16 protein-coding genes are annotated in these 19,061 nt (G+C 56.3%); 7 read left to right on the top strand and 9 right to left on the bottom strand.

Translation table 11 applies throughout. The features are described from left to right. Positions 1–82: 82 nt before the first annotated feature. The 7 genes from AC2FH6_RS11560 to AC2FH6_RS11590 form a co-directional block, all read right to left on the bottom strand. Positions 83–1,519 carry a mannose-1-phosphate guanylyltransferase/mannose-6-phosphate isomerase gene (locus AC2FH6_RS11560; RefSeq protein ID WP_142639840.1) on the bottom strand — a complete coding sequence of 479 codons (1,437 nt, stop codon included), beginning with the start codon at positions 1,517–1,519 and terminating at the stop codon, positions 83–85. A 66-nt stretch (positions 1,520–1,585) separates the two neighbouring features. Further along, the gene (galU, locus tag AC2FH6_RS11565) at positions 1,586–2,479 is read right to left on the bottom strand and encodes a UTP--glucose-1-phosphate uridylyltransferase GalU (RefSeq protein WP_281995135.1); all 894 of its coding nucleotides are present in this window, start codon (positions 2,477–2,479) and stop codon (positions 1,586–1,588) included. A gap of 311 nt (positions 2,480–2,790) precedes the next feature. Continuing rightward, complete coding sequence (locus AC2FH6_RS11570; protein ID WP_496702674.1) at positions 2,791–4,596, bottom strand: ABC transporter ATP-binding protein; 1,806 nt, start codon at positions 4,594–4,596, stop codon at positions 2,791–2,793. A 1-nt stretch (position 4,597) separates the two neighbouring features. Further along, a complete protein-coding gene (locus tag AC2FH6_RS11575; protein ID WP_142639834.1) occupies positions 4,598–5,527 on the bottom strand; it encodes an ABC transporter permease subunit in 930 nt (309 codons plus the stop codon). A 10-nt stretch (positions 5,528–5,537) separates the two neighbouring features. Further along, positions 5,538–6,461 (bottom strand): oligopeptide ABC transporter permease OppB, encoded by a 924-nt coding sequence (oppB, locus tag AC2FH6_RS11580; protein ID WP_142639832.1) that lies wholly within the window; start codon positions 6,459–6,461, stop codon positions 5,538–5,540. Between the two features lie 65 nt (positions 6,462–6,526). Continuing rightward, positions 6,527–8,155, bottom strand: a complete 1,629-nt coding sequence (locus AC2FH6_RS11585) for a peptide ABC transporter substrate-binding protein (RefSeq protein ID WP_142639830.1) — start codon at positions 8,153–8,155, stop codon at positions 6,527–6,529. Positions 8,156–8,556: 401 nt separating this feature from the next. After that, positions 8,557–9,792: a lytic murein transglycosylase gene (locus tag AC2FH6_RS11590; RefSeq protein WP_496702676.1), complete on the bottom strand. Its 1,236-nt coding sequence runs from the start codon at positions 9,790–9,792 to the stop codon at positions 8,557–8,559. Between the two features lie 183 nt (positions 9,793–9,975). On the opposite strand from AC2FH6_RS11590, the gene AC2FH6_RS11595 reads away from it, so the two are divergent. The 4 genes from AC2FH6_RS11595 to AC2FH6_RS11610 are packed head-to-tail and all read left to right on the top strand — an operon-like array spanning position 9,976 to position 13,973. Further along, positions 9,976–10,938, top strand: coding sequence for a cytochrome ubiquinol oxidase subunit II family protein (locus tag AC2FH6_RS11595; RefSeq protein WP_271949015.1), 963 nt, complete (start codon positions 9,976–9,978; stop codon positions 10,936–10,938). Next, the gene (locus AC2FH6_RS11600; protein ID WP_496702679.1) at positions 10,935–13,025 is read left to right on the top strand and encodes a cbb3-type cytochrome c oxidase subunit I; all 2,091 of its coding nucleotides are present in this window, start codon (positions 10,935–10,937) and stop codon (positions 13,023–13,025) included. Before AC2FH6_RS11595 ends, AC2FH6_RS11600 begins: the two co-directional genes overlap by 4 nt. Further along, positions 13,022–13,654, top strand: a complete 633-nt coding sequence (locus tag AC2FH6_RS11605) for a cytochrome c oxidase subunit 3 (protein ID WP_142639822.1) — start codon at positions 13,022–13,024, stop codon at positions 13,652–13,654. Before AC2FH6_RS11600 ends, AC2FH6_RS11605 begins: the two co-directional genes overlap by 4 nt. A gap of 10 nt (positions 13,655–13,664) precedes the next feature. Then, positions 13,665–13,973 carry a cytochrome o ubiquinol oxidase subunit IV gene (locus AC2FH6_RS11610; RefSeq protein ID WP_496676890.1) on the top strand — a complete coding sequence of 103 codons (309 nt, stop codon included), beginning with the start codon at positions 13,665–13,667 and terminating at the stop codon, positions 13,971–13,973. Positions 13,974–13,989: 16 nt separating this feature from the next. Here the strand turns inward: AC2FH6_RS11610 and AC2FH6_RS11615 are convergent, their stop codons facing one another. Beyond that, positions 13,990–14,352, bottom strand: a complete 363-nt coding sequence (locus tag AC2FH6_RS11615; RefSeq protein WP_281972876.1) for a fluoride efflux transporter FluC — start codon at positions 14,350–14,352, stop codon at positions 13,990–13,992. Then, entirely contained in the window at positions 14,349–14,846 is a 498-nt protein-coding gene (locus AC2FH6_RS11620) for a fluoride efflux transporter FluC (protein ID WP_496702680.1), read from the bottom strand. Before AC2FH6_RS11620 ends, AC2FH6_RS11615 begins: the two co-directional genes overlap by 4 nt. Positions 14,847–14,933: 87 nt before the next feature. Between AC2FH6_RS11620 and AC2FH6_RS11625 the strand changes: the two genes are divergently transcribed. The 3 genes from AC2FH6_RS11625 (at position 14,934) to AC2FH6_RS11635 (ending at position 19,049) form a co-directional block, all read left to right on the top strand. Beyond that, positions 14,934–16,514 (top strand): FMN-binding glutamate synthase family protein, encoded by a 1,581-nt coding sequence (locus tag AC2FH6_RS11625; protein ID WP_496702146.1) that lies wholly within the window; start codon positions 14,934–14,936, stop codon positions 16,512–16,514. Positions 16,515–16,575: 61 nt separating this feature from the next. Beyond that, a complete protein-coding gene (locus AC2FH6_RS11630; RefSeq protein ID WP_496702421.1) occupies positions 16,576–17,115 on the top strand; it encodes an RNA polymerase sigma factor in 540 nt (179 codons plus the stop codon). Then, positions 17,112–19,049 (top strand): vWA domain-containing protein, encoded by a 1,938-nt coding sequence (locus AC2FH6_RS11635; protein WP_496702683.1) that lies wholly within the window; start codon positions 17,112–17,114, stop codon positions 19,047–19,049. The genes AC2FH6_RS11630 and AC2FH6_RS11635 overlap by 4 nt, the downstream gene beginning before the upstream one ends. Positions 19,050–19,061 lie beyond the last annotated feature (12 nt).

Below are 19,061 nucleotides of genomic sequence, written 5' to 3' on the forward strand. Positions count from 1 at the left end.
CCATGGGGCGTAGCCAAAGGTCTGGATTCAACGAAAAAGGACAGCCGAAGCTGCCCTTAAGTTTACCAATCGCCGCTAAAGGTTAGCTGCGGGCGTACACATCCTCGTACCGGATGATGTCGTCCTCACCCAGATAAGACCCGGTCTGGACCTCGATCAGAACCATCGGCACCTTGCCCGGATTCTCCATCCGATGAACGGCGCCGAGCGGGATGTAGACAGATTGGTTTTCAGAGATCAGGCGCACATCTTCGTCGATCGTAACTTTTGCCGTGCCCTGAACAACGATCCAGTGTTCAGACCGGTGGTGATGAGATTGCAGGCTTAGTGAGGCGCCGGGGTGAACGTGTATGCGTTTGACCTGGAACCGATCCCCGATGACCAGGCTTTCGAACCAGCCCCAAGGGCGATGATCGACCGGCAGCGATTCCGCTTGTTTGGCGCCTTTGGCCTTCAGGGCCGCAACCGCCTGTTTGACGTCCTGAGCCTTGTCCATGCTGGCCACCAAAACCGCATCGGGCATGGCGACCGCAATCATGTTTTCCAGACCCATCGCAACAACTTCTTGCGTGGGGGTTTCTGAACGCACCAATACGTTCCGGCAGTCAATGGTGGTAACCTGGCCCGTGGTGGCAACGCCATCGGCGTCTGGATTGCTCAGCTCTTGAACTGCCGACCAGCTGCCGACATCCGACCAGCCAGAGGCGTAAGGAACAACGCTCAGATTGCGGGCTTTCTCCATGACCGCGTAGTCGATCGAGATATCCTCGACCGTGCCCCAGGCTTGGGGATCGAGGCGCAGAAACCCGAGGTCGGCCTTTGCCTCACGGACGGCCTTGCCGACCGGGTCCAGCAGTGCGGACGCATGTTCTTTGAATGCAGCAATTATGTCTTTGACCGCGAACAGAAATATCCCCGAATTCCAAAGATAGCTGCCATCGGCGATCATGGCTTGGGCATTCTGCAGATCAGGCTTTTCGACAAAACGGTCCAGCGCAATGGCGGTGTTGCCCGTATCTGGGGCATGGCTGAGCTTGAGATATCCATAGCCGGTTTCCGGCCGGTCCGGAGTGATCCCGAAAGTGACGAGATCCCCACGATCCGAAATCGCGCGCGCGCCTTCGGTAACTGCCTGATGAAAAGCAGCTTTGTCCGGGATGACATGGTCCGATGGGGCGACAAGCATGATCGCATCCGGGTTGCTGGCGGCCAGATACAACGCGGCGGCCAGAACCGCTGGTGCTGTGTTGCGCCCTTCGGGTTCGATCAGAATGGGGCCCGGATCTATGCCAATCGCGCCCAGTTGTTCCGGAACCACAAAACGGAATGCATCATTGGTAAGGATCAGCGGCTTGGCATAAGGCGCGTCCTTGGGTCCCTGCATTCGTTCAGCACAATCCTGAAGCAGGCTTGAATCACCGATCAGAGGGACGAACTGCTTGGGGTAACTTTTGCGCGACAGGGGCCACAGTCGGGTGCCGGACCCTCCGCAGAGTATGATGGGATGGATGGTGGTCATTGCGGCTTGCCTCGAAGGTTCTTGGACTTTGTCACTTTAGAAACGACATGCTGAAGGTTGCGGGCGCTATTGAGCGGCCTTCCCGGCGGCGACTATCTCGTTCAGATATTGGCTCAGGTCATCACGCAGATCGCTACGGGCCAGCGCAAAGGCAACAGTTGCCTGGAGGAACCCGGCTTTCGAACCGCAATCAAATCGCTGGCCGTCGAATTTATAGCCAAACACGGGCACACCGTTACAGATGTCTTCTGCGATAGCATCGGTCAGCTGAATCTCACCGCCACTGCCCGTTTTCTTTTGGTTGAGATTGTACAGCACTGACGGCCCCAGAATATACCGACCGATAACGGCTAGGTTCGAGGGGGCTTCTTCCGGCTTGGGCTTTTCAACCATTCCTCTGGCGCGAACCACTGAGCCGACGTTTTCGCCTACATCGAGAACGCCATAGGAACTGGTTTTTTCGTTTGGCACTTCCATCGTTGCGACCATATTGCCGCCGGTTTCCTCATAGGCTTCGACCATCTGCTGCAGACAGGGTTTATCAGCAGCAATGACGTCATCAGGCAACATTACTGCAAATGGCTCGTCGCCGATCAGACGGCGGGCACACCAGACTGCGTGGCCCAGACCAAGCGCCTTGTGCTGGCGGATATAGGCGATGGCACCGCTTTCCATATTCGTTGCATTCAGCGCTTCAAGCAGGTCATCCTTGCCCTTGGCCTTGAGCTCTTGTTCCAGAACGAGGTTGTGATCAAAGTAATCTTCCAGCGCAGATTTGCCACGCGAAGTTACAAAGATGAATTCGGTAATACCTGCGGCGCGGGCTTCGTCGATTGCGTATTGAACCAAAGGACGGTCAACCAGTGTCATGATCTCTTTGGGGACGGATTTTGTTGCTGGGAGAAAACGCGTGCCCAATCCCGCAACGGGGAAAATCGCCTTGGTGACCTTGCGTACCATGTTACCTCTCAAATTCAATTCTTGCCCGACCGCGTAGGGCAGGCCGGGGTTTCCTATTAGGCTGCGCAGTCAGAACAATCAATGACATCGCGGCCGCAGTCTAAAATCTGACAGGAAGGTGCCACCCGGGGTAGGGGAAGTCAAAACGAACCGCCGTTTGATGCCTTTGAAACCCGTCATTTACCGGTGTTTTGTTGTACAATCCGGCCCTTCGCCCATTCATTGACAAGAATACGCCAAGAATCGTCATGAAGTCGTGCAAAGCCGAACCTGTCCCCAAGGCTGTTCATGCGGCCTCGGGGACAGGGGATTTATGTGTTCGCCAGGATTGTCTCAAGCGGATCATGCTCGGCTACGAAATGGTTCGGTGCGACCTCGTTGAGCTGTGGAACATAATCGTTCTGACCGGCCGATAGCCGGCTGGGCAAGAACCTGAGCGCCGCTTTCGGGTCCATCGGCGAAGGCAGCTCTCCCGGTAATTTGAGGCGCTGGCGTTGCCGTTCCACATCCGGATCGGGGATCGGGACCGCCGAGATCAGCGATTTGGTATAGGGGTGCAGAGGCTGCGAACAGATCACCCCTCCATCTCCCAATTCGACGATGCGCCCCAGATACAGTACCATGATCCGGTTTGACACTGTCCGTACCACGGACAGGTCGTGGCTGATGAAAATCATCGACAGCCCGAATTCCTGCTGCAGCTCTTTCAAAAGCTCTACGATCTGGGCCTGGATCGACACGTCCAGAGCCGAGACCGCCTCGTCACAAATGATCAGCTTGGGCTTGTTGATCATCGCCCGCGCGATCCCGACCCGCTGGTTCTGCCCACCGGACAGCTCGTGCGGATAGCGGTTGATCATGTTGGCCTGCAGGCCGACCCGCTCCATCATTTCGCCGACCATTTTCTTGCGCTCACGCTCTGTCAGATCCGGGCGATAGGTTTTCAGCGGTTCGGCGATAGAGGCCGAGATGGTCATTCGCGGATCGAGGCTGGCCAGCGGATCCTGGAACACAATCTGCAGGTCCTTGCGGTACTTGTTCAGCTCGGCCCGCTTTAGCCCGACTATCGGATGGCCCAACCAGCTGACATTGCCACCGCTGGGTTCGATCAGCTGCAGAACCGCCCGCGCCAGTGTGGATTTGCCACAGCCGGATTCACCCACAACGCCCAGCGTCTCGCCCTTGCGGATGTCAAAGCTGACGCCGTCCACAGCTTTCAGCGGTACCTTGCGCCCGAACAACCCGCCCGACACGTGGATCGGGAAATGCACCTTCACGTCATCGACCCTAAGCAAAGGTGCGTCGGTTTCTTCCAGAGCTTTTGGCGCGTCACCGGCATCAATGCGCGGCATCGCTTCAAGCAGGGTGCGGGTGTATTCATGCTGCGGCGCGCGGAAGATCTCGCGTGTGTCCCCGGCCTCAACAAACTGACCCAGACGCATGACCTGAATGCGGTCACACATCCGTGCCACCACGCCCATGTCATGCGTGATCAGCGCAATGGCAGTGCCTTCGTCTTTTTGCAGGTGCACCATCAAGTCCAGGATGTCGGCCTGGACCGTCACATCCAGCGCCGTGGTCGGTTCATCGGCGATCAGCAGCTTTGGGTTGCACAACATTGACATGGCGATCATGACACGCTGGCGCATGCCCCCCGACAATTCGTGCGGGTATTGATCCAGACGACGGTTCGCCTCGGGGATGCGGACCCGGTCCAACCACTCCAGACAGCGCGCCCGAGCGGCCGCACCCTGCAACCCTTCGTGAACCTGCAGAACCTCACGCATTTGTTGCCCGACCCTCAGATGCGGGGTCAGGGCTGTCAGCGGATCCTGAAAGATCATGCCGACGTCATCGCCCCGGATCTGGTTCAGCTTGTTGATAGGCAGATTCAGGATTTCCTTGCCGTTCAGCGTGGCCGAACCGATTGCACGACCCGCTGAAGGCAACAGCCCCATCGCGGCCATGAAAGTCTGGCTTTTACCGGACCCGCTTTCGCCCACAATACCAAGGCATTCGCCCGGATTAATGTCAAAGCTGATGCCTTTGACGGCCTCGACCACACCATCGGGGGTGTCGAACTGGACGCTTAGGTCCTTAACAGAGAACAAGCTCATATCAGCGATCCTTTGGGTCCAGAGCGTCACGCAGCCCATCGCCGATGAAGAACATCGTGATGATAATGGCGACATAGAATGTCAGAGGGAACATCAGCTGCCAGAGGGTTCCGTACCCCATTGTGCCTGCCCCTTCAGCGATCAGACGGCCTAGCGAGGTATAGGGCTCCGAGATGCCAAGTCCGAGGAACGAGATAAAGCTTTCGGTCAGGATCATCTCGGGCACCAGAAGCGAAGCATAGACGATTACCACGCCCAGCAGGTTGGGCAGGATATGGCGATACATGATGGTGAATTCGCTGACACCGGCGGCACGCGCGGCCTCGATGAATTCGCGGTTTTTCAGGGCCAGAGTCTGCCCTCTGACGATCCGTGACATGGTCAACCAACCAACCGCGCCCAACGCGATGAACAGGGTAAAGAACGACCGACCGGCCACCACAAGCAACAGAATGATGATCAGAGTCGTCGGAATGGCCAGAAGGATATCGACGAACCGCATCATCGCGCCGTCAAGGCGCCCGCCAATATACCCGGCGGCGATGCCATAGCAGGTGCCAACAATCAACGCGGTGGCCGCCCCGACGAGCCCCACCAACAACGATGTTGTTGTGGCCTGAATGACCCGGCTGTAAAGGTCGCGCCCCAGATCGTCGACGCCAAAGAAGTGCCCGGTCTCGATCGACGGCATTCCCATGCCACGGATGTCACCCATAACGTTCCAATCGATTTCCTCATTGCTCCAAACGGCGAAATAGGGGCCGAAGATTGTGAACAGAACGATCATCAGCAATATGAATACGCTCGCCATTGCGGCTTTGTTGCGGACAAACCGCATCCGCGCATCCTGCCAAAGGGAACGCCCCTGAACGGCCGTGAAATCGGTGATGTCCTCGGCCAGATGGGCGGCTTTTTGTGATTTTCCTAGCATTTTGTGCCCCTCAGTACCGGATTTTCGGATCGAACCAGGCATATGCCAGGTCGGTCAGCAGGTTCACGATCACTGTCAGCGTGCCGTACAGGATCGTGACCCCCAGCAGCACCGCATAGTCACGCGACAGGGCCGAGCCGACATAAGCCTGCCCCAGACCACCGGTCGAGAAATAGATGTCGACGAAAACCGATCCGGTCAGAACATAGACAAAGACCGGCCCCAAATAGGACACCACCGGCAGAAGCGTGGGCTTCAACGCATGGCGCCAGATTACGGTCCTGGTAGGCAAACCCTTGGCCCGGGCCGTGCGGATGAAGTTCGAGTTCAGAACTTCCAGCATCGACGAACGGGTAATCCGCGCGATCGACCCCATATAGGAGGTGGCCAATGCGATGACAGGCATGATCAGGTATTGCCACTGACCGCCGTTCCAGCCACCACCCGGCAACCATCCCAGCCACAAAGTGAAGGTCAGGATCAGGATCGGGCCCATGATGAAGTTCGGCAGAGCCTGCGCAGCGATACCCAGACCTACGGCAAAATAGTCGATCCAGCTGTTGTGTCGGATGGCTGCGGCGATCCCAAGGCCAATACCTACGACACTCGCCAGCAGGAATGACAATGACCCGTAAGTCAGCGAGATCGGGAAGCCTTGCGAAATGATATCATTGACGTCCCGGTCCTTGAACTTGAAGGACGGGCCGAAATCGAAATGCACGACAATGTTGTACAGATAGTCCCAAAGCTGTTTCCACAGCGGTTGGTCCAGACCATAGCGCGCCTCGATATTGGCCAGTACCTGCGGCGGCAATGGCCGTTCCGAGGTAAACGGCCCGCCGGGCGCGTAGTGCATCAGAAAGAAACAGGCAACGATCAGCAACAGGATCGTTGGAACGGCGATCAGCAATCGCCGGATGATATAGGCAAGCATTTCATGCCCCCATTATTGGCTTTGCCCCGGGGTGATCCTCGGGGCAAAGCGTGGTCTAAGGAAGGTTATTCGGCGATCTTGTAGAGGTTCTTGGAGTACCAGTTCTGCTCTACGTTCTTGACCGGCCAGTTGCCGACATCGCTGTCCATCATGTAGACGCCAGCATAGTGATAGATCGGGATAACCGGAGTCTCTTGTGCAATGATCCGCTCAACCTCGGTATACAGTGGTGCTGCGTCATCTGCTGTCTTGGCCTGGGTCAGCAATTCGTCAACCTTGGAGTTGTTGTACTTGCCGTCGTTATAGCCGGAATCCGATTGCAACAGGTCCAGGAAGGTCGAGGCTTCGTTGTAGTCGCCACACCAGGCGCCACGGGCCAGATCGAAGTTCTGGTTGCCGCGCTCTTCCAGGAACACTTTCCATTCCATGTTGGCCAACTCGACCTGTACGCCCAGTTTCTGTTTCCACATCTGGCTCAGTGCCACTGCGACTTTTTTATGGGCCTCTGATGTGTTGTAGACCATGTCAAAGCTCAGCGGGTTGTCGGGGCCAAATCCGGCCTCGGCCAGCAGCTCCTTGGCCAGCTCGTCACGCTCGGCTTGCGTCATCGAAGCCATTTCGACTTCAGGGACGGTGAACCCAGCGGTTGCTTCGGGTGCGAACGTATATGCGGGCGGCTCACCACCGGCTTTAACGTTCTTGGTGATGATGTCGCGGTCAACTGCAAGAGACAGGGCTTGACGTACATTTGGGTTCTTGAATTCTTCCGGTCCGCTGTCAGACAGGTTGAATGTATAGTAATAGTTGCACAGGCGCGGGAAGCTGATGGCCTCTTCGGGGTGCTCTTTCTGTAGGCGCGGGAACTGACCAGCAGGTACTTCAGTGCGGTCCAGCTCGCCTGCGAGGTAACGGGTCAGGGCTACGTTTTCGTCGTTGATGACAAGGGCCACGACTTTTTCGACAATCGTATTGTCGTTATCCCAATACATCTCGTTGCGCTCACGGACCGAGCGTTCCTGTGGCAGGTGTTCGGTCAGAACATAGGCGCCGTTCGAGACGATGTTTTCCGGCTTAGTCCAGGCGTCGCCAAACTCTTCGATCACCTTCTGCGGGGCAGGGAAGGTGGTGGAATGGGTGGTCATTTGCGCGAAATAAGGCAGTGCTGCGCTCAGCTTGACCTCAAGTGTGTGGTCGTCGATGGCGGTTACGCCCAGTTCGTCCACCGGCTTCTCACCAGCAATGATTTCGGCCGCATTTTCGATCGACATCAGCTCCATGAACCACGCATAAGGCGAGGACAGAGCGGGATCGACGGCACGTTTCCATGCAAAGACGAAATCGCCTGCCGTGACCGGATCACCATTGGACCATTTGGCGTTATCACGCAGTGTAAATGTGTAAACGTCCTTGGTATCGTTTGTGGTATAGCCGGTTGCGACACCGGGCACCAAATTGCCGTCTTCGTCTTGGTTCATCAGGCCTTCGAACAGGTCGCGGACAATTTCCGCACCGGTAACGTCTTCAACAACCTGCGGGTCAACTGAACTGTGCTCATCCAGAACGCGATAGGTGAAGGTTTGATCATCCGCCAGCGCCTCGCCGGTTTCGGGATGGGTGCCGGCGGCAAATGCAGCGCCGGTGATCATGGTCGAGGTCAGTAGCCCCGCCAGAGATGTCCGAATGTATTTGTTCATATCTTTCTACTCCCATTTGTGTGGTGGCAAGGTACGCACATCCGTTCAGGATGGTCGCTGACCACCATGATTGTCCGACTCAGATAGACCGGGACTTGTTCGAATTTTGCTTTTTCAGATCGCAATGAACACCGCGTCGCAGTCTTTCGGTTTGCTGTCGGAAACGTAGTTGCGAAAGTCGCCTTTCACTGATGCAGAACGTGGCACTATTTCAAAAAAGGTTAAAGCCTTTGCGTGCAAAATGGCCAGGTGCGGCCGAAATCTAAAAAATTCCACGGGAGAACGGAAATATTATAATGATACGCGATGGTTTCTTGACATTTTTGTGAAGCTCTTGAGTAAGCGGTTGAGCGTTGACGCAAGGTCCGCTTTTGCGGCTTTCCAAAAATTGGCGCGAATCGCTATTGGGTCAGTGCCCGGACCATATGGGTCTGAGGAAAGCATGTGGCGGACTGATTGGTGGCCTCTTGCCAGCGCCCGATAGAGCGGCGTGTTCGAAAGCCCGGCAGGCCGTCAGCGCCGCCGACGTCATGGCCCATCTGTTCCAATGCGCGCTGCATGGCTGCTATATCCGATCGGTAAAGACCGCCGACTTTGTCCCACCGGCCGCGGAAATCCTGGACGCCATATTCTATCCTATCCCCAACATGGCCGACGAACAGGGCGTAGAGATCGCTTTTGTTGTATTCCTTCAGGACATAAAAATTGGGGGTGACAATGAAGGCCGGGCCATTGCGCCCGGCGGGCATCATCAAAAACCCTTGTCCCTGCATTTCTTGTTTTGGAAACGGCTTGCCAGATACACGGGTGATCCCCAACCCGGCCCAGTCGCGAATAGGACGGCCTTGATCCGGCCCTTCAAGGGTGCAGGAAACCGAAGACGGGACAGTTACTTCGAACCCCCAATCACGACCCGAGACCCAGCCATGTTGGTCGAGGTAGTTTCCGATCGATGAAATTGTGTCTTCGGCCGAGGTCCAGATATCCGCGCGCCCGTCGCCATTTCCATCGGCCGCATAAGTCAGGTAGTTCGATGGCATGAACTGCGGTTGCCCAAGCGCACCGGCCCAACTGCTTTTCATTTGATCCGGCGGTATGTGGCCAGCATCGGCAATCTTGAGCGCGGCGATAAGCTCTGACGTGAAATATTCTGAGCGGGTGCTCATGAAACCTTTGGTGCCCAGAACCTGAAACGCATTATGCCGGATAGCCACCTGCCCATATCCGCTTTCGCGGCCCCAGATCGCCAGAATGACGCGCGCTGGTACACCGGTATCGGATTCTACCTGTTTCAGTGTCGTGTGATAGCGCCGGGCCATCTTGCGTCCGACAGAAGTGGCCCCCTGAACCGAACCAGCGTTGAAATAGCGCCCGGGTGATCCGAACTCGGCCTGCTTTTGTTCCTTGGGAACCGCTGTTGCCGTACCCGGAGGAACCAGGTCTGGCAGTTTCCAGTTCAGCGTGACGCCGTTGAAGGCCCCGTTCATCGTGCGCTTTGAAACGCCCTCGGATTTCGCCCGCGCCCAGACCGTGTGTTTCAGCCATGACTGAAACTGAGCCTCGATCGCCGCACGATCCTGTGCTGTCGCACTTGTCGACAGGTAGCAAAGTCCAAGAGTAAGGATTAACCAACGCATTATCCTATGATCTCACCTGCGATCTGCTTTAAGTCAACCTACCAGAATGGCGTTTCTGCCGCTGTGATCGGGGTGGCAAGATCAAATCTCGGGAAACTGGCAGAGCTGCGTAAAAATCCTTGTGAATTTTCAGGACTCTGCCGATAGTTGTCCCAATCAATTTTGAAATGAGGATGAACAGGCGTGACATATTCCAGACCGTCTTTTGCATCCTTGGTTGTCTTGTCTGCCGCTATCGCAGGTCTTGGCTTTGTGCCGGTTGCCGAAGCCAGCAACAATTTCTTGGACCCTCAGGGACCCGTCGCCGCCCTTCAGAAAAGCCACCTTTTACGGGCAACTGTTCTGATACTGGTCGCAGTTGTTCCGGTTCTGATCCTGGTGCCTTTGATTGCCATACGGTATCGAAGGCGAAAGGAGGGGCAGGCAGACTATCGACCGGAATGGGATTTTTCCGCCCGGTTGGAATTTCTCATGTGGGGTATCCCGGTTGTTATTGTGGCCATCCTTTCATTCTATTTGTGGAAAGCCACCCACCGGCTGGACCCTTACGAGACCTCATTCGGAGAAGAACCGGCGCTTAAAGTGCAGGTTGTTGGTCTCGACTGGAAGTGGCTGTTCATCTACCCCGATCTTGGCATCGCCAGCGTCGGTGAGATGGGGCTCCCGGTCAACCAACAGGTGGCTGTCACACTGACAACAGATACGGTGATGCAGTCCTTTATGATCCCGGCACTGGCCGGGCAAATCTATGCCATGCCGGGGATGACGACCAAATTGCACCTTGTCGCCGATAGGCCCGAAACAATGCAGGGCGAAAATACGCAGTATAACGGACGCGGCTTTACCAAGCAGAAATTCAAAGCCATTGCCATGGCGCCTCAGGAGTTCAATGACTGGGCCGAGAATGTCCAGGCAAACGGGGTTCCGTTGAGCGCTGAAACATACCGAACGCTTGCCATGCGAACGGACCGGGACGAGGTGCAGGCCATGTTGGGCAATGATCAGATGCCGACTGATGCGCTGTATTTCACGCTAGCCGATGGTGATCTGTTTCAGTCGATCCTGCACCGCTATCACGGGGCCACACCCTTGCCTGCCGATCAGCAACCGGGCACTGCCGAATATGGTCAGGAGAAAACACAATGACCGATGTCGAGACTGGTTTTTTCGGCCGTCTAAACTGGGATGCTTTTCCGATCACCGGGTTGATCCAGTCGCCCAACGCAAATGAGATCGTGGCAAATGCTGCCGCTGGGATCGTGATTGTGGGCGTCATTGCCGTTGTGGGGCTGCTGACATGGTTTCGTCTGTGGGGGCCGCTGTGGCGTGACTGGCTGACCAGCGCCGACCACAAGAAGATCGGCATCATGTATATCGTCTTTGCCATCGTGATGCTGGCGCGGGGGGTTCTGGAAGGCGTTGTCATGCGCGCCCAGCAAGCCGCAGGGCCGGGCGAAGGCTTTCTGGAAGCCGAGCATTTCGCCGAGCTTTTCAGTACCCATGGCACGATCATGATCTTCTTCGTGGCCGTTCCGTTTGTGTTCGGCGCCGCCAATTTCCTGATCCCGCTGATGATCGGCGCCCGCGACGTGGCATTCCCGGTGATGAACCAGATCAGCCTAGGCCTGACCGTGTCCTCGGGCATGATGCTGATGGTTTCCCTGGTGGTCGGAGAGTTCTCGACCGGGGGCTGGACGGCCTACCCTCCCTTTACCGGTGCAGCCTTCAATCCCGGCGTTGGGCCGGATTATTGGATTTGGGCCATCGTCGTTTCGGGAATCGGCACGACGCTGACCGGGATCAACTTTGCCGTTACGATCTACAAGATGCGCGCGCCGGGGATGCAGTTCATGCGGTTGCCGATGTATTGCTGGACGATCATCTGCAGCTCGATCCTGATTGTCTTTGCCATGCCGCCGCTGGGTGTTGCGGCGCTGATGCTGGCCGCAGACCGGTACCTGGATTTCCACTTTTTCACCAATGACCTAGGCGGCAACATGATGAACTATGCCAACCTGTTTTGGCTGTTCGGTCACCCCGAGGTCTATCTGTTGGTCCTGCCCGCCTATGGTATCTATTCCGAGGTGTTTGCGACCTTCTCGGCCAAGCGCCTGTACGGGTATAATTCTCTGGTCATTGCCACGATGTCGATTGCGGTGCTGTCCTTCACGGTCTGGCTGCACCACTTTTTCACTATGGGCCAAAGCGCGTTGATCAATGCGGTGTTTGGGATTGCCACGATGCTGATCGCCATACCGACTGGCGTGAAAGTCTATGATTGGATGGCCACGCTGTTTCGCGGGCGTATCCGGTTCTCGGTCCCGATGCTCTATGGGTTGTCTTTCCTGATGCTGTTCGTGATCGGAGGGTTGTCGGGCGTCATCCTGGCCAATCCGACCATCGACTATCAGGTGCATAACACCCTGTTCCTGGTCGCGCATTTTCACAATGTGCTGTTGCCTGGCGTCCTGTTTGGCCTGCTTGCGGGATACAACTATTGGTTCCCCAAAGCCTTTGGTTTCCGCCTGAATGAAGGCTGGGGACGGATATCTGTCGCGTTGTGGACCGTTGGATTTATGTTGACCTTCCTGCCGCTTTATTTTGTCGGCCTGATGGGGATGCCGCGTCGATCTTACAGTTGGGAAGACCCCAGCTTTCACCCCTATATGATCGTCGCCGTGCTTGGGTCTATGGTCATTCTCGCAGCGCTTCTGTCGATCATTGTCCAGCTTTGGGTCAGCATTCGAGACCGGGAAAAAACCCGCGTGCCGGTTGGCGACCCTTGGGATGGGCGCACGCTGGAATGGTCAATTCCGGCACCGCCGCCTCCGTATAACTTTGCAATCATTCCGCATGTGACCGACCGGGATGATTTTGCCGCCGCAAAAGAGCGCGGCAACGCCTATCCGTCCCTTGATGCCTATGAAGATATCCTCATGCCACGCAATACGGCGATCGGGTTCGGTCTGTGCGTGCTCAGCGGTATCTGGATGTTTGCCCTGGTCTGGTGGATCTGGTGGCTGGCTATTGCGACGACAGCCGCGATGTTGGCGGCTTTCATCGCCTGGACTTTCAGAACCGACACCGAAGAGGTTATTCCGGCCGAGCAGGTCCGCAAAGAGCATGAAGCCTGGCTTGATCTCGTGCGCGCATCGATTCCGGTCAATCGCGATCATGAATACGCGCCCGAGAACCGCGGCCTGGCCCGTCCCGATCTGGAGGCCACTACATGAAACGCGCGCCGACACACAGCTATCCGGGCCTAAACTTGGGCCGACGGCATCCGGGTGCCGACAAGGCCAGCGAAGTGGTCACCTTTGGGTTCTGGGTCTTTCTGATGAGCGATCTGGTCTATTTCGGCCTGATGTTCGCGATCTATATCACCATGATCGACGCGCAGGCGGGTGGGCCCGGTCCGCATGAGCTGTTCGACCTGACCAGCATTTTTGCCCAGACCCTGATCCTGTTGACCAGCAGCCTTACAGTGGGCCTTGCGATGCTGGCGTTGAAATACAACCTGCCACGGCCCCGTATCGTGCTTTGGTTCGCGGTAACTCTGGTTCTGGGTCTCAGCTTTCTGGTACTTGAGATACGTGACTTTCTGGCTATGGCGGAAAAGGGTGGCATTCCACAGCGCAGCGGGTTTCTGTCAGCGTTTTACGGGCTTGTGCCGCTGCACGGGCTGCATGTCGCTGCGGGGTGTCTGTGGTTGATCGTTCTGGGTATTCAGCTGCGTGTGTTTGGTCTAACCGACGTTCTGATGTCACGGGTGGTTCGTCTGGCCCTGTTCTGGCATTTTCTCGACCTCATCTGGATCGGCATAATCACGATCGTCTATTTCGGAGGGCTGACCTATGGATAGGCGCAGCGAAATGCACCGACGTGAACGCCGCCGATATGTGATTGGTTATGGCGGATCGCTGCTGCTGACACTGGCGGTCTTTACCATTGCCTATACGTTCGGGATCGAGACCAAGGGTGTTTATTTGTCGATCGGTTTGTTGGGGCTTGCGCAGCTGATTGTTCAACTGGTGTATTTCCTGCATATCGACCGTCGACGCAGCAGCCGCGAGGACCTGGACCTAGTCCTGTTTTCCACGATGGTTCTATTGATCATCATTGTTGGGACGGTCTGGATAATGGGGAATCTGGCGGTGCGGATGCATACTTATCCGATGTAGGTTCGGCTGCACCGGATCAGCGCATCGCCATCAGCCCAAGCCACAGCGCGCCCCAACACAGCAAGAGGCTCAGCACGATATTGCCCGCCGCCGTAGCGATTGTGCGTTCGCGCCGCAGTTCCAGGGACTGGTAGGCAAAGCTGGAGAAAGTGGTGAAGCCGCCACAAAAGCCGAACACCAGGCGCTGTTCCTCCTGGCTGACGCCCGTCGGTCCGCCCAGATACCCGACCCAAAGCCCAAGCAACAGACTGCCAAAGACGTTCACGATCAGCGTTGCAACGGGCAGGTCATGGCGAATTCGAATGGCGATCCAGTGCCGCAGAACCGCGCCCAGACCGCCGCCTAAACCAAACATTGCATGCAGATAGAGATCGCTCACTCTGACGACCTCCGCGGGGAAAAGCGACGCCCGGCGGTTTCACCCAAAATCGCCGCAAAAAGACCCGCCACAATTTCCAAACCCGCTGCGGTTAGGGCAAGCCCGAAACTGACCTCTGCCAGACGTTCCAATTCCGCAACAAATGAGGAAAACGTAGATAACCCGCCACAAAACCCAACCGCGCCCAGATGCAGGACGTGCGCATGTACCCGGTGTCGGATGGCGTATAACCAGCCAAGCACAAAGCATGCGGCTATATTGATTCCAAAGGTCTCGGTCAGGATCGGCAGGCCCGAGATCCCGAGCGACAACGCTTCTCTGACCAGTGACCCAGTCGCGCCACCCGTGAAAACGGCGCAGAACATGAGAGCCGTGGCCAATGCTGTTTGCGATTTTTTCACAGCCAATGATCCTGCCCGCGTTGCCCTGCCATCCGGGATACCGATTGGCGCGGCCGGGATCAACTGCGCATGGCGGATCACAAGTTTCACCATTTACGTGATTTCGGGCGTAAAGGCTTGCGTGCAATCGCGAATTTGTACCACGGTGACTCAGCTAACAGCCACAGTGGGAGAGCACGAATGATTATACGCAGACTCTATTACGTGTTGAGCCTCGTGTGCCTGCCACTGACAATCGTGGCCGGGTTTTTCTGGCCCCCGGCCCATTGGCTGCTGCTTTTCCTGATCCCATACGCGGTGGTCGGGCTATATGATATCCTGACCACAAGGCATAACGTGCTGAACAACTATCCGGTTCTGGGGCATTTCCGGTACATGCTGGAATTCGTCAGCCCAGAGATACGGCAATATTTTGTTGAAACCAACGAAAACGGCCGTCCCTATAATCGCATCATTCGCAGCCTGGTTTATTCCCGTGCCAAAGGGCAGGTTGATACCCAGGCATTTGGAACCCAATACGACATCCAAACCGTTGGATACCACAGGGCCAATCACTCGCTTGCGCCCAAACAGGTGCCGGAAAGCGAAGAACGGGTGATGCTGGGCGGGCCGCAATGTTCCCAACCCTATAGTGCCTCGCGCCTGAACGTTTCAGCGATGAGCTTTGGGGCCCTCAGCGCCAATGCAATCCGAGCATTGAATGGTGGGGCAAAGGATGGAGGTTTTGCGCATAATACGGGTGAGGGTGGTCTGTCGCCGCACCATCTGGCCGAAGGTGGCGATATCATCTGGCAGATTGGCACTGGGTATTTCGGATGCCGCGCACCGGATGGCGGGTTCGACAAAGACAAATTCACCGAAAGAGCCAGGAACGAGGTCGTCAAGGCGATTGAAATCAAGCTGTCGCAAGGGGCCAAGCCCTCGCACGGGGGGGTGTTGCCTGCGGCCAAGGTGGATGAAGAGATTGCGCAGATACGCGGTGTTCCCCTGCATCAGGACGTGATCTCTCCGCCAATTCATTCCGCATTTGACGGACCTACCGGCTTGATGAATTTCGTTCAGAATCTGCGCGAGATGTCGGGTGGCAAACCTATTGGGTTTAAGTTGTGCATTGGTCGTCCGTCCGAGTTCTTAGCGATATGCAAAGCCATGCTGGAAACAGGCATCCTGCCTGATTTCATCACCATTGATGGTGCCGAAGGCGGCACGGGCGCGGCCCCTGTAGAATTCACCAACCGGTTGGGCATGCCTTTGAACGAGGCGTTGATTTTCGTGAATAACTGTCTACGCGGTGTGGGTTTGCGCGATAAGATTCGCATAATTTGCTCGGGCAAAGTCGCCACAGGCTATGACATCATCGAGAAATGCGCGCTTGGGGCCGATATGTGTAATGCGGCAAGGGCAATGATGTTTGCAGTGGGATGCATTCAGGCGCTTCACTGCAACACAAACCGATGCCCGTCCGGCGTGGCCACACAGGATCCGGTACGAGGCCGCGCTGTGAATGTTCCGCAAAAAAGACAACGGGTACATCGCTATCACGACGCGACATTAGAGAGCTTTCGCGAGTTGCTGGGCGCCATGGGCAAGGAAAAGGTCTCCGAACTTCACCCTTCGGACATCCTTCGGCGTACTGCAGATGAAAGAGATCGCTCTTATGCTGAACTCTATTTGCATCTTGAAGAAGGCGCTTTGCTGAAGGCTCCGCTTCCGGATGAATATGCAGAGGACTGGAATCGCGCATCGGCGGATCATTTCTGATTTTTTTGTGTGCATTGCCAAGGATTGATGTTTTTGGTTCGTCTTACCCATTGTGATGCGCATGAAAACATCGGATGAGAATCTGGCAAAGGCCGCTGCTGCAGGGGACGCTGATGCGTTTGCCACGCTATTGGCACGCCACTACGACACGGTCTTTCGGTTGGCTTTTCGACTGACAGGACGCGCGGATCAGGCCGAAGATCTGACGCAGGATATATGCGCCGCCTTGCCGTCAAAGATCGTAGGTTTTCGTGCCGAAGCCCGGTTTACGACATGGTTGTACCGTGTTGTTGTCAATGCAGCCGAGGATGCACGCCGTCGCGCGACCCGTTACACGCGGGCGGCCCACGGCTGGGGGTATGTGGAACAGATGCGCCGGGCCGAGGTGCAGGAAACGGCCGAGGCTGTCGATTGGTTGCAACGGGCCATGCGGTCCTTGCCGCAGGACTTGCAAGACACTCTGGCCCTGACCCTCGAGGATGAGATGACCCATGCAGAAGCTGCAGAGGTGCTGGGTGTTTCCGAAGGGACAGTGTCCTGGAGGATGTCAGATATCCGCAAACGGCTGCGCGCCTTGCGGCAAGAGGAACTGGCACAATGACCGATGAACTGGACAAGCTGAAGATGCTGATGGAAGCCGCCACGCCGACCCCGGATGCGTCGCGACGGATTGAAAATCTGAGCCAGGCGCAAAAAAAATTCGATAATATCCAAGGATCGACCTCTGCGCGACGTCCCACTGTCAAGCGCGGCCTCATAGCCCGCCTGACAGAAGGAGCGAAAGCCATGTTGAATGCCCTCTCTTATCGCGGTGCCCTGACCGCTACCACCGCAGTTGCTGCTGTGGCTCTGATTGTGATCTTGCCGCAGACGCGCGACGAGGTTGTTGCGCCACTGCCCTGGTCCGAGGACCGCGCCGACGCACAGCAGGAGTCTGACCTATTGGTGGCGGATATGCCCGAGGCCAATCTCGAAGAACCAGTTGTTGAGGCGCCTGTTGTGATTGAAGAAACAATCGAACCTTCCGCCAAGAGGCAGGGGGCCGTTGCGCAGCTGGGGGCTGCGGACCTTTTACAGCGCGCGCCGGCATCGGCGGTCGGGAAATTTGACATTCAACATGAGACTGTTCCCGCGCCGGAACAGAATACCGAAACTTTCGCCAACGCGGACAGCAACTCGCTGAAGATCACGACGGACGAACCGGTTTCGACTTTTTCGATTGATGTAGATACCGCCTCTTACGCCATTGTTCGGTCGTCTTTAATGAATGGCCATCTGCCGCCCAAGGATGCGGTGCGGGTTGAAGAGATGGTGAACTATTTCCCCTATTCCTACCCGGCGCCTGATGGGGCGGAACCGTTCCGTTCTACGATCACCGTGACACCGACGCCTTGGAATGAGGGGACGCAGCTTGTTCATGTCGGCATCCAAGGGGTCATGCCCCAGATCGAAGACCGTCCTCCATTGAACCTGGTTTTCCTGATCGACACATCGGGCTCAATGCAGGATGCTGACAAATTGCCGCTGCTGAAACAGTCTTTCAGGTTGATGCTGTCTGAACTCAGTCCGGAAGATCAGGTTTCGATCGTCACCTATGCGGGAAGTGCCGGGCAGGTTTTGCCACCGACCGCGGCAGCCGAAAAGACGACCATTCTCTCAGCCCTCGACAGGCTCGAAGCCGGTGGCTCGACAGCTGGGCAGGCCGGGTTGCAGCAAGCCTATCAAGTGGCAGAAGGTATGGCTGCGGACGGTGAGGTGACCCGCGTAATTCTGGCCACCGATGGCGATTTCAATGTGGGTCTGTCAGACCCTGATGCCCTGAAGGATTTTATCGCCCGCAAGCGCGACAGTGGTACATTCCTAAGCGTTCTGGGTTTTGGCCGAGGCAATCTGGACGATGCCACCATGCAGGCTCTGGCCCAGAACGGAAACGGGCAGGCGGCATATATCGATACGCTGGTTGAGGCGCAAAAAGTATTGGTCGATCAACTTACCGGGGCGCTTTTTCCCATCGCCAACGACGTCAAAATCCAGGTCGAGTTCAACCCGTTACAGATCGCTGAATACCGTCTGATCGGTTATGAAACCCGATCCCTGCAGCGCGAGGACTTTTCAAATGACAAAGTGGATGCTGGTGATATTGGAGCAGGTCACACTGTAACGGCGATCTACGAGGTCACGCCAGTTGGTTCCGATGCGATCAGAAACGGCCCGTTGCGGTATGCTGAACAATCCATATCGGATGATTCAGCGGAAATTGGTTTCTTCAAAATGCGTTACAAGCTTCCTGGTGAAGATCAAAGCAATCTGATGGAGCAGCCTATTTTACCCGGACAAGGGACAGTCACGGATGACATCCGCTTTTCCTATGCGATTGCAGGATTTGGTCAGTTGCTCCGGGGCGGAGAATATCTTGGCGGCTGGTCCTATGCGGATGCCATTGATCTGGCCACGCTGTCCCGAGGTGAGGATTCTTTCGGATATCGGGCTGAAGCTGTCACCTTGATGCGTCTGGCCCAGACGCTGGCTGAGTAAGGCCCGGGCTTG

The sequence above is a fragment of the Ruegeria sp. CDSC045 genome, from assembly GCF_059610725.1.

Excerpts from the sequence above, each read along its gene's own strand:
- AC2FH6_RS11600 (WP_496702679.1), top strand. The coding sequence starts at position 10,935 with ATGACCGATGTCGAGACTGGTTTTTTCGGCCGTCTAAACTGGGATGCT.
- AC2FH6_RS11610 (WP_496676890.1), top strand. The coding sequence starts at position 13,665 with ATGCACCGACGTGAACGCCGCCGATATGTGATTGGTTATGGCGGATCG.
- AC2FH6_RS11570 (WP_496702674.1), bottom strand. The coding sequence starts at position 4,596 with ATGAGCTTGTTCTCTGTTAAGGACCTAAGCGTCCAGTTCGACACCCCC.
- AC2FH6_RS11630 (WP_496702421.1), top strand. The coding sequence starts at position 16,576 with ATGAAAACATCGGATGAGAATCTGGCAAAGGCCGCTGCTGCAGGGGAC.
- AC2FH6_RS11560 (WP_142639840.1), bottom strand. The coding sequence starts at position 1,519 with ATGACCACCATCCATCCCATCATACTCTGCGGAGGGTCCGGCACCCGA.
- AC2FH6_RS11585 (WP_142639830.1), bottom strand. The coding sequence starts at position 8,155 with ATGAACAAATACATTCGGACATCTCTGGCGGGGCTACTGACCTCGACC.
- AC2FH6_RS11620 (WP_496702680.1), bottom strand. The coding sequence starts at position 14,846 with ATGGTGAAACTTGTGATCCGCCATGCGCAGTTGATCCCGGCCGCGCCA.
- oppB (WP_142639832.1), bottom strand. The coding sequence starts at position 6,461 with ATGCTTGCCTATATCATCCGGCGATTGCTGATCGCCGTTCCAACGATC.
- AC2FH6_RS11575 (WP_142639834.1), bottom strand. The coding sequence starts at position 5,527 with ATGCTAGGAAAATCACAAAAAGCCGCCCATCTGGCCGAGGACATCACC.
- AC2FH6_RS11605 (WP_142639822.1), top strand. The coding sequence starts at position 13,022 with ATGAAACGCGCGCCGACACACAGCTATCCGGGCCTAAACTTGGGCCGA.
- galU (WP_281995135.1), bottom strand. The coding sequence starts at position 2,479 with ATGGTACGCAAGGTCACCAAGGCGATTTTCCCCGTTGCGGGATTGGGC.
- AC2FH6_RS11635 (WP_496702683.1), top strand. The coding sequence starts at position 17,112 with ATGACCGATGAACTGGACAAGCTGAAGATGCTGATGGAAGCCGCCACG.
- AC2FH6_RS11590 (WP_496702676.1), bottom strand. The coding sequence starts at position 9,792 with ATGCGTTGGTTAATCCTTACTCTTGGACTTTGCTACCTGTCGACAAGT.
- AC2FH6_RS11625 (WP_496702146.1), top strand. The coding sequence starts at position 14,934 with ATGATTATACGCAGACTCTATTACGTGTTGAGCCTCGTGTGCCTGCCA.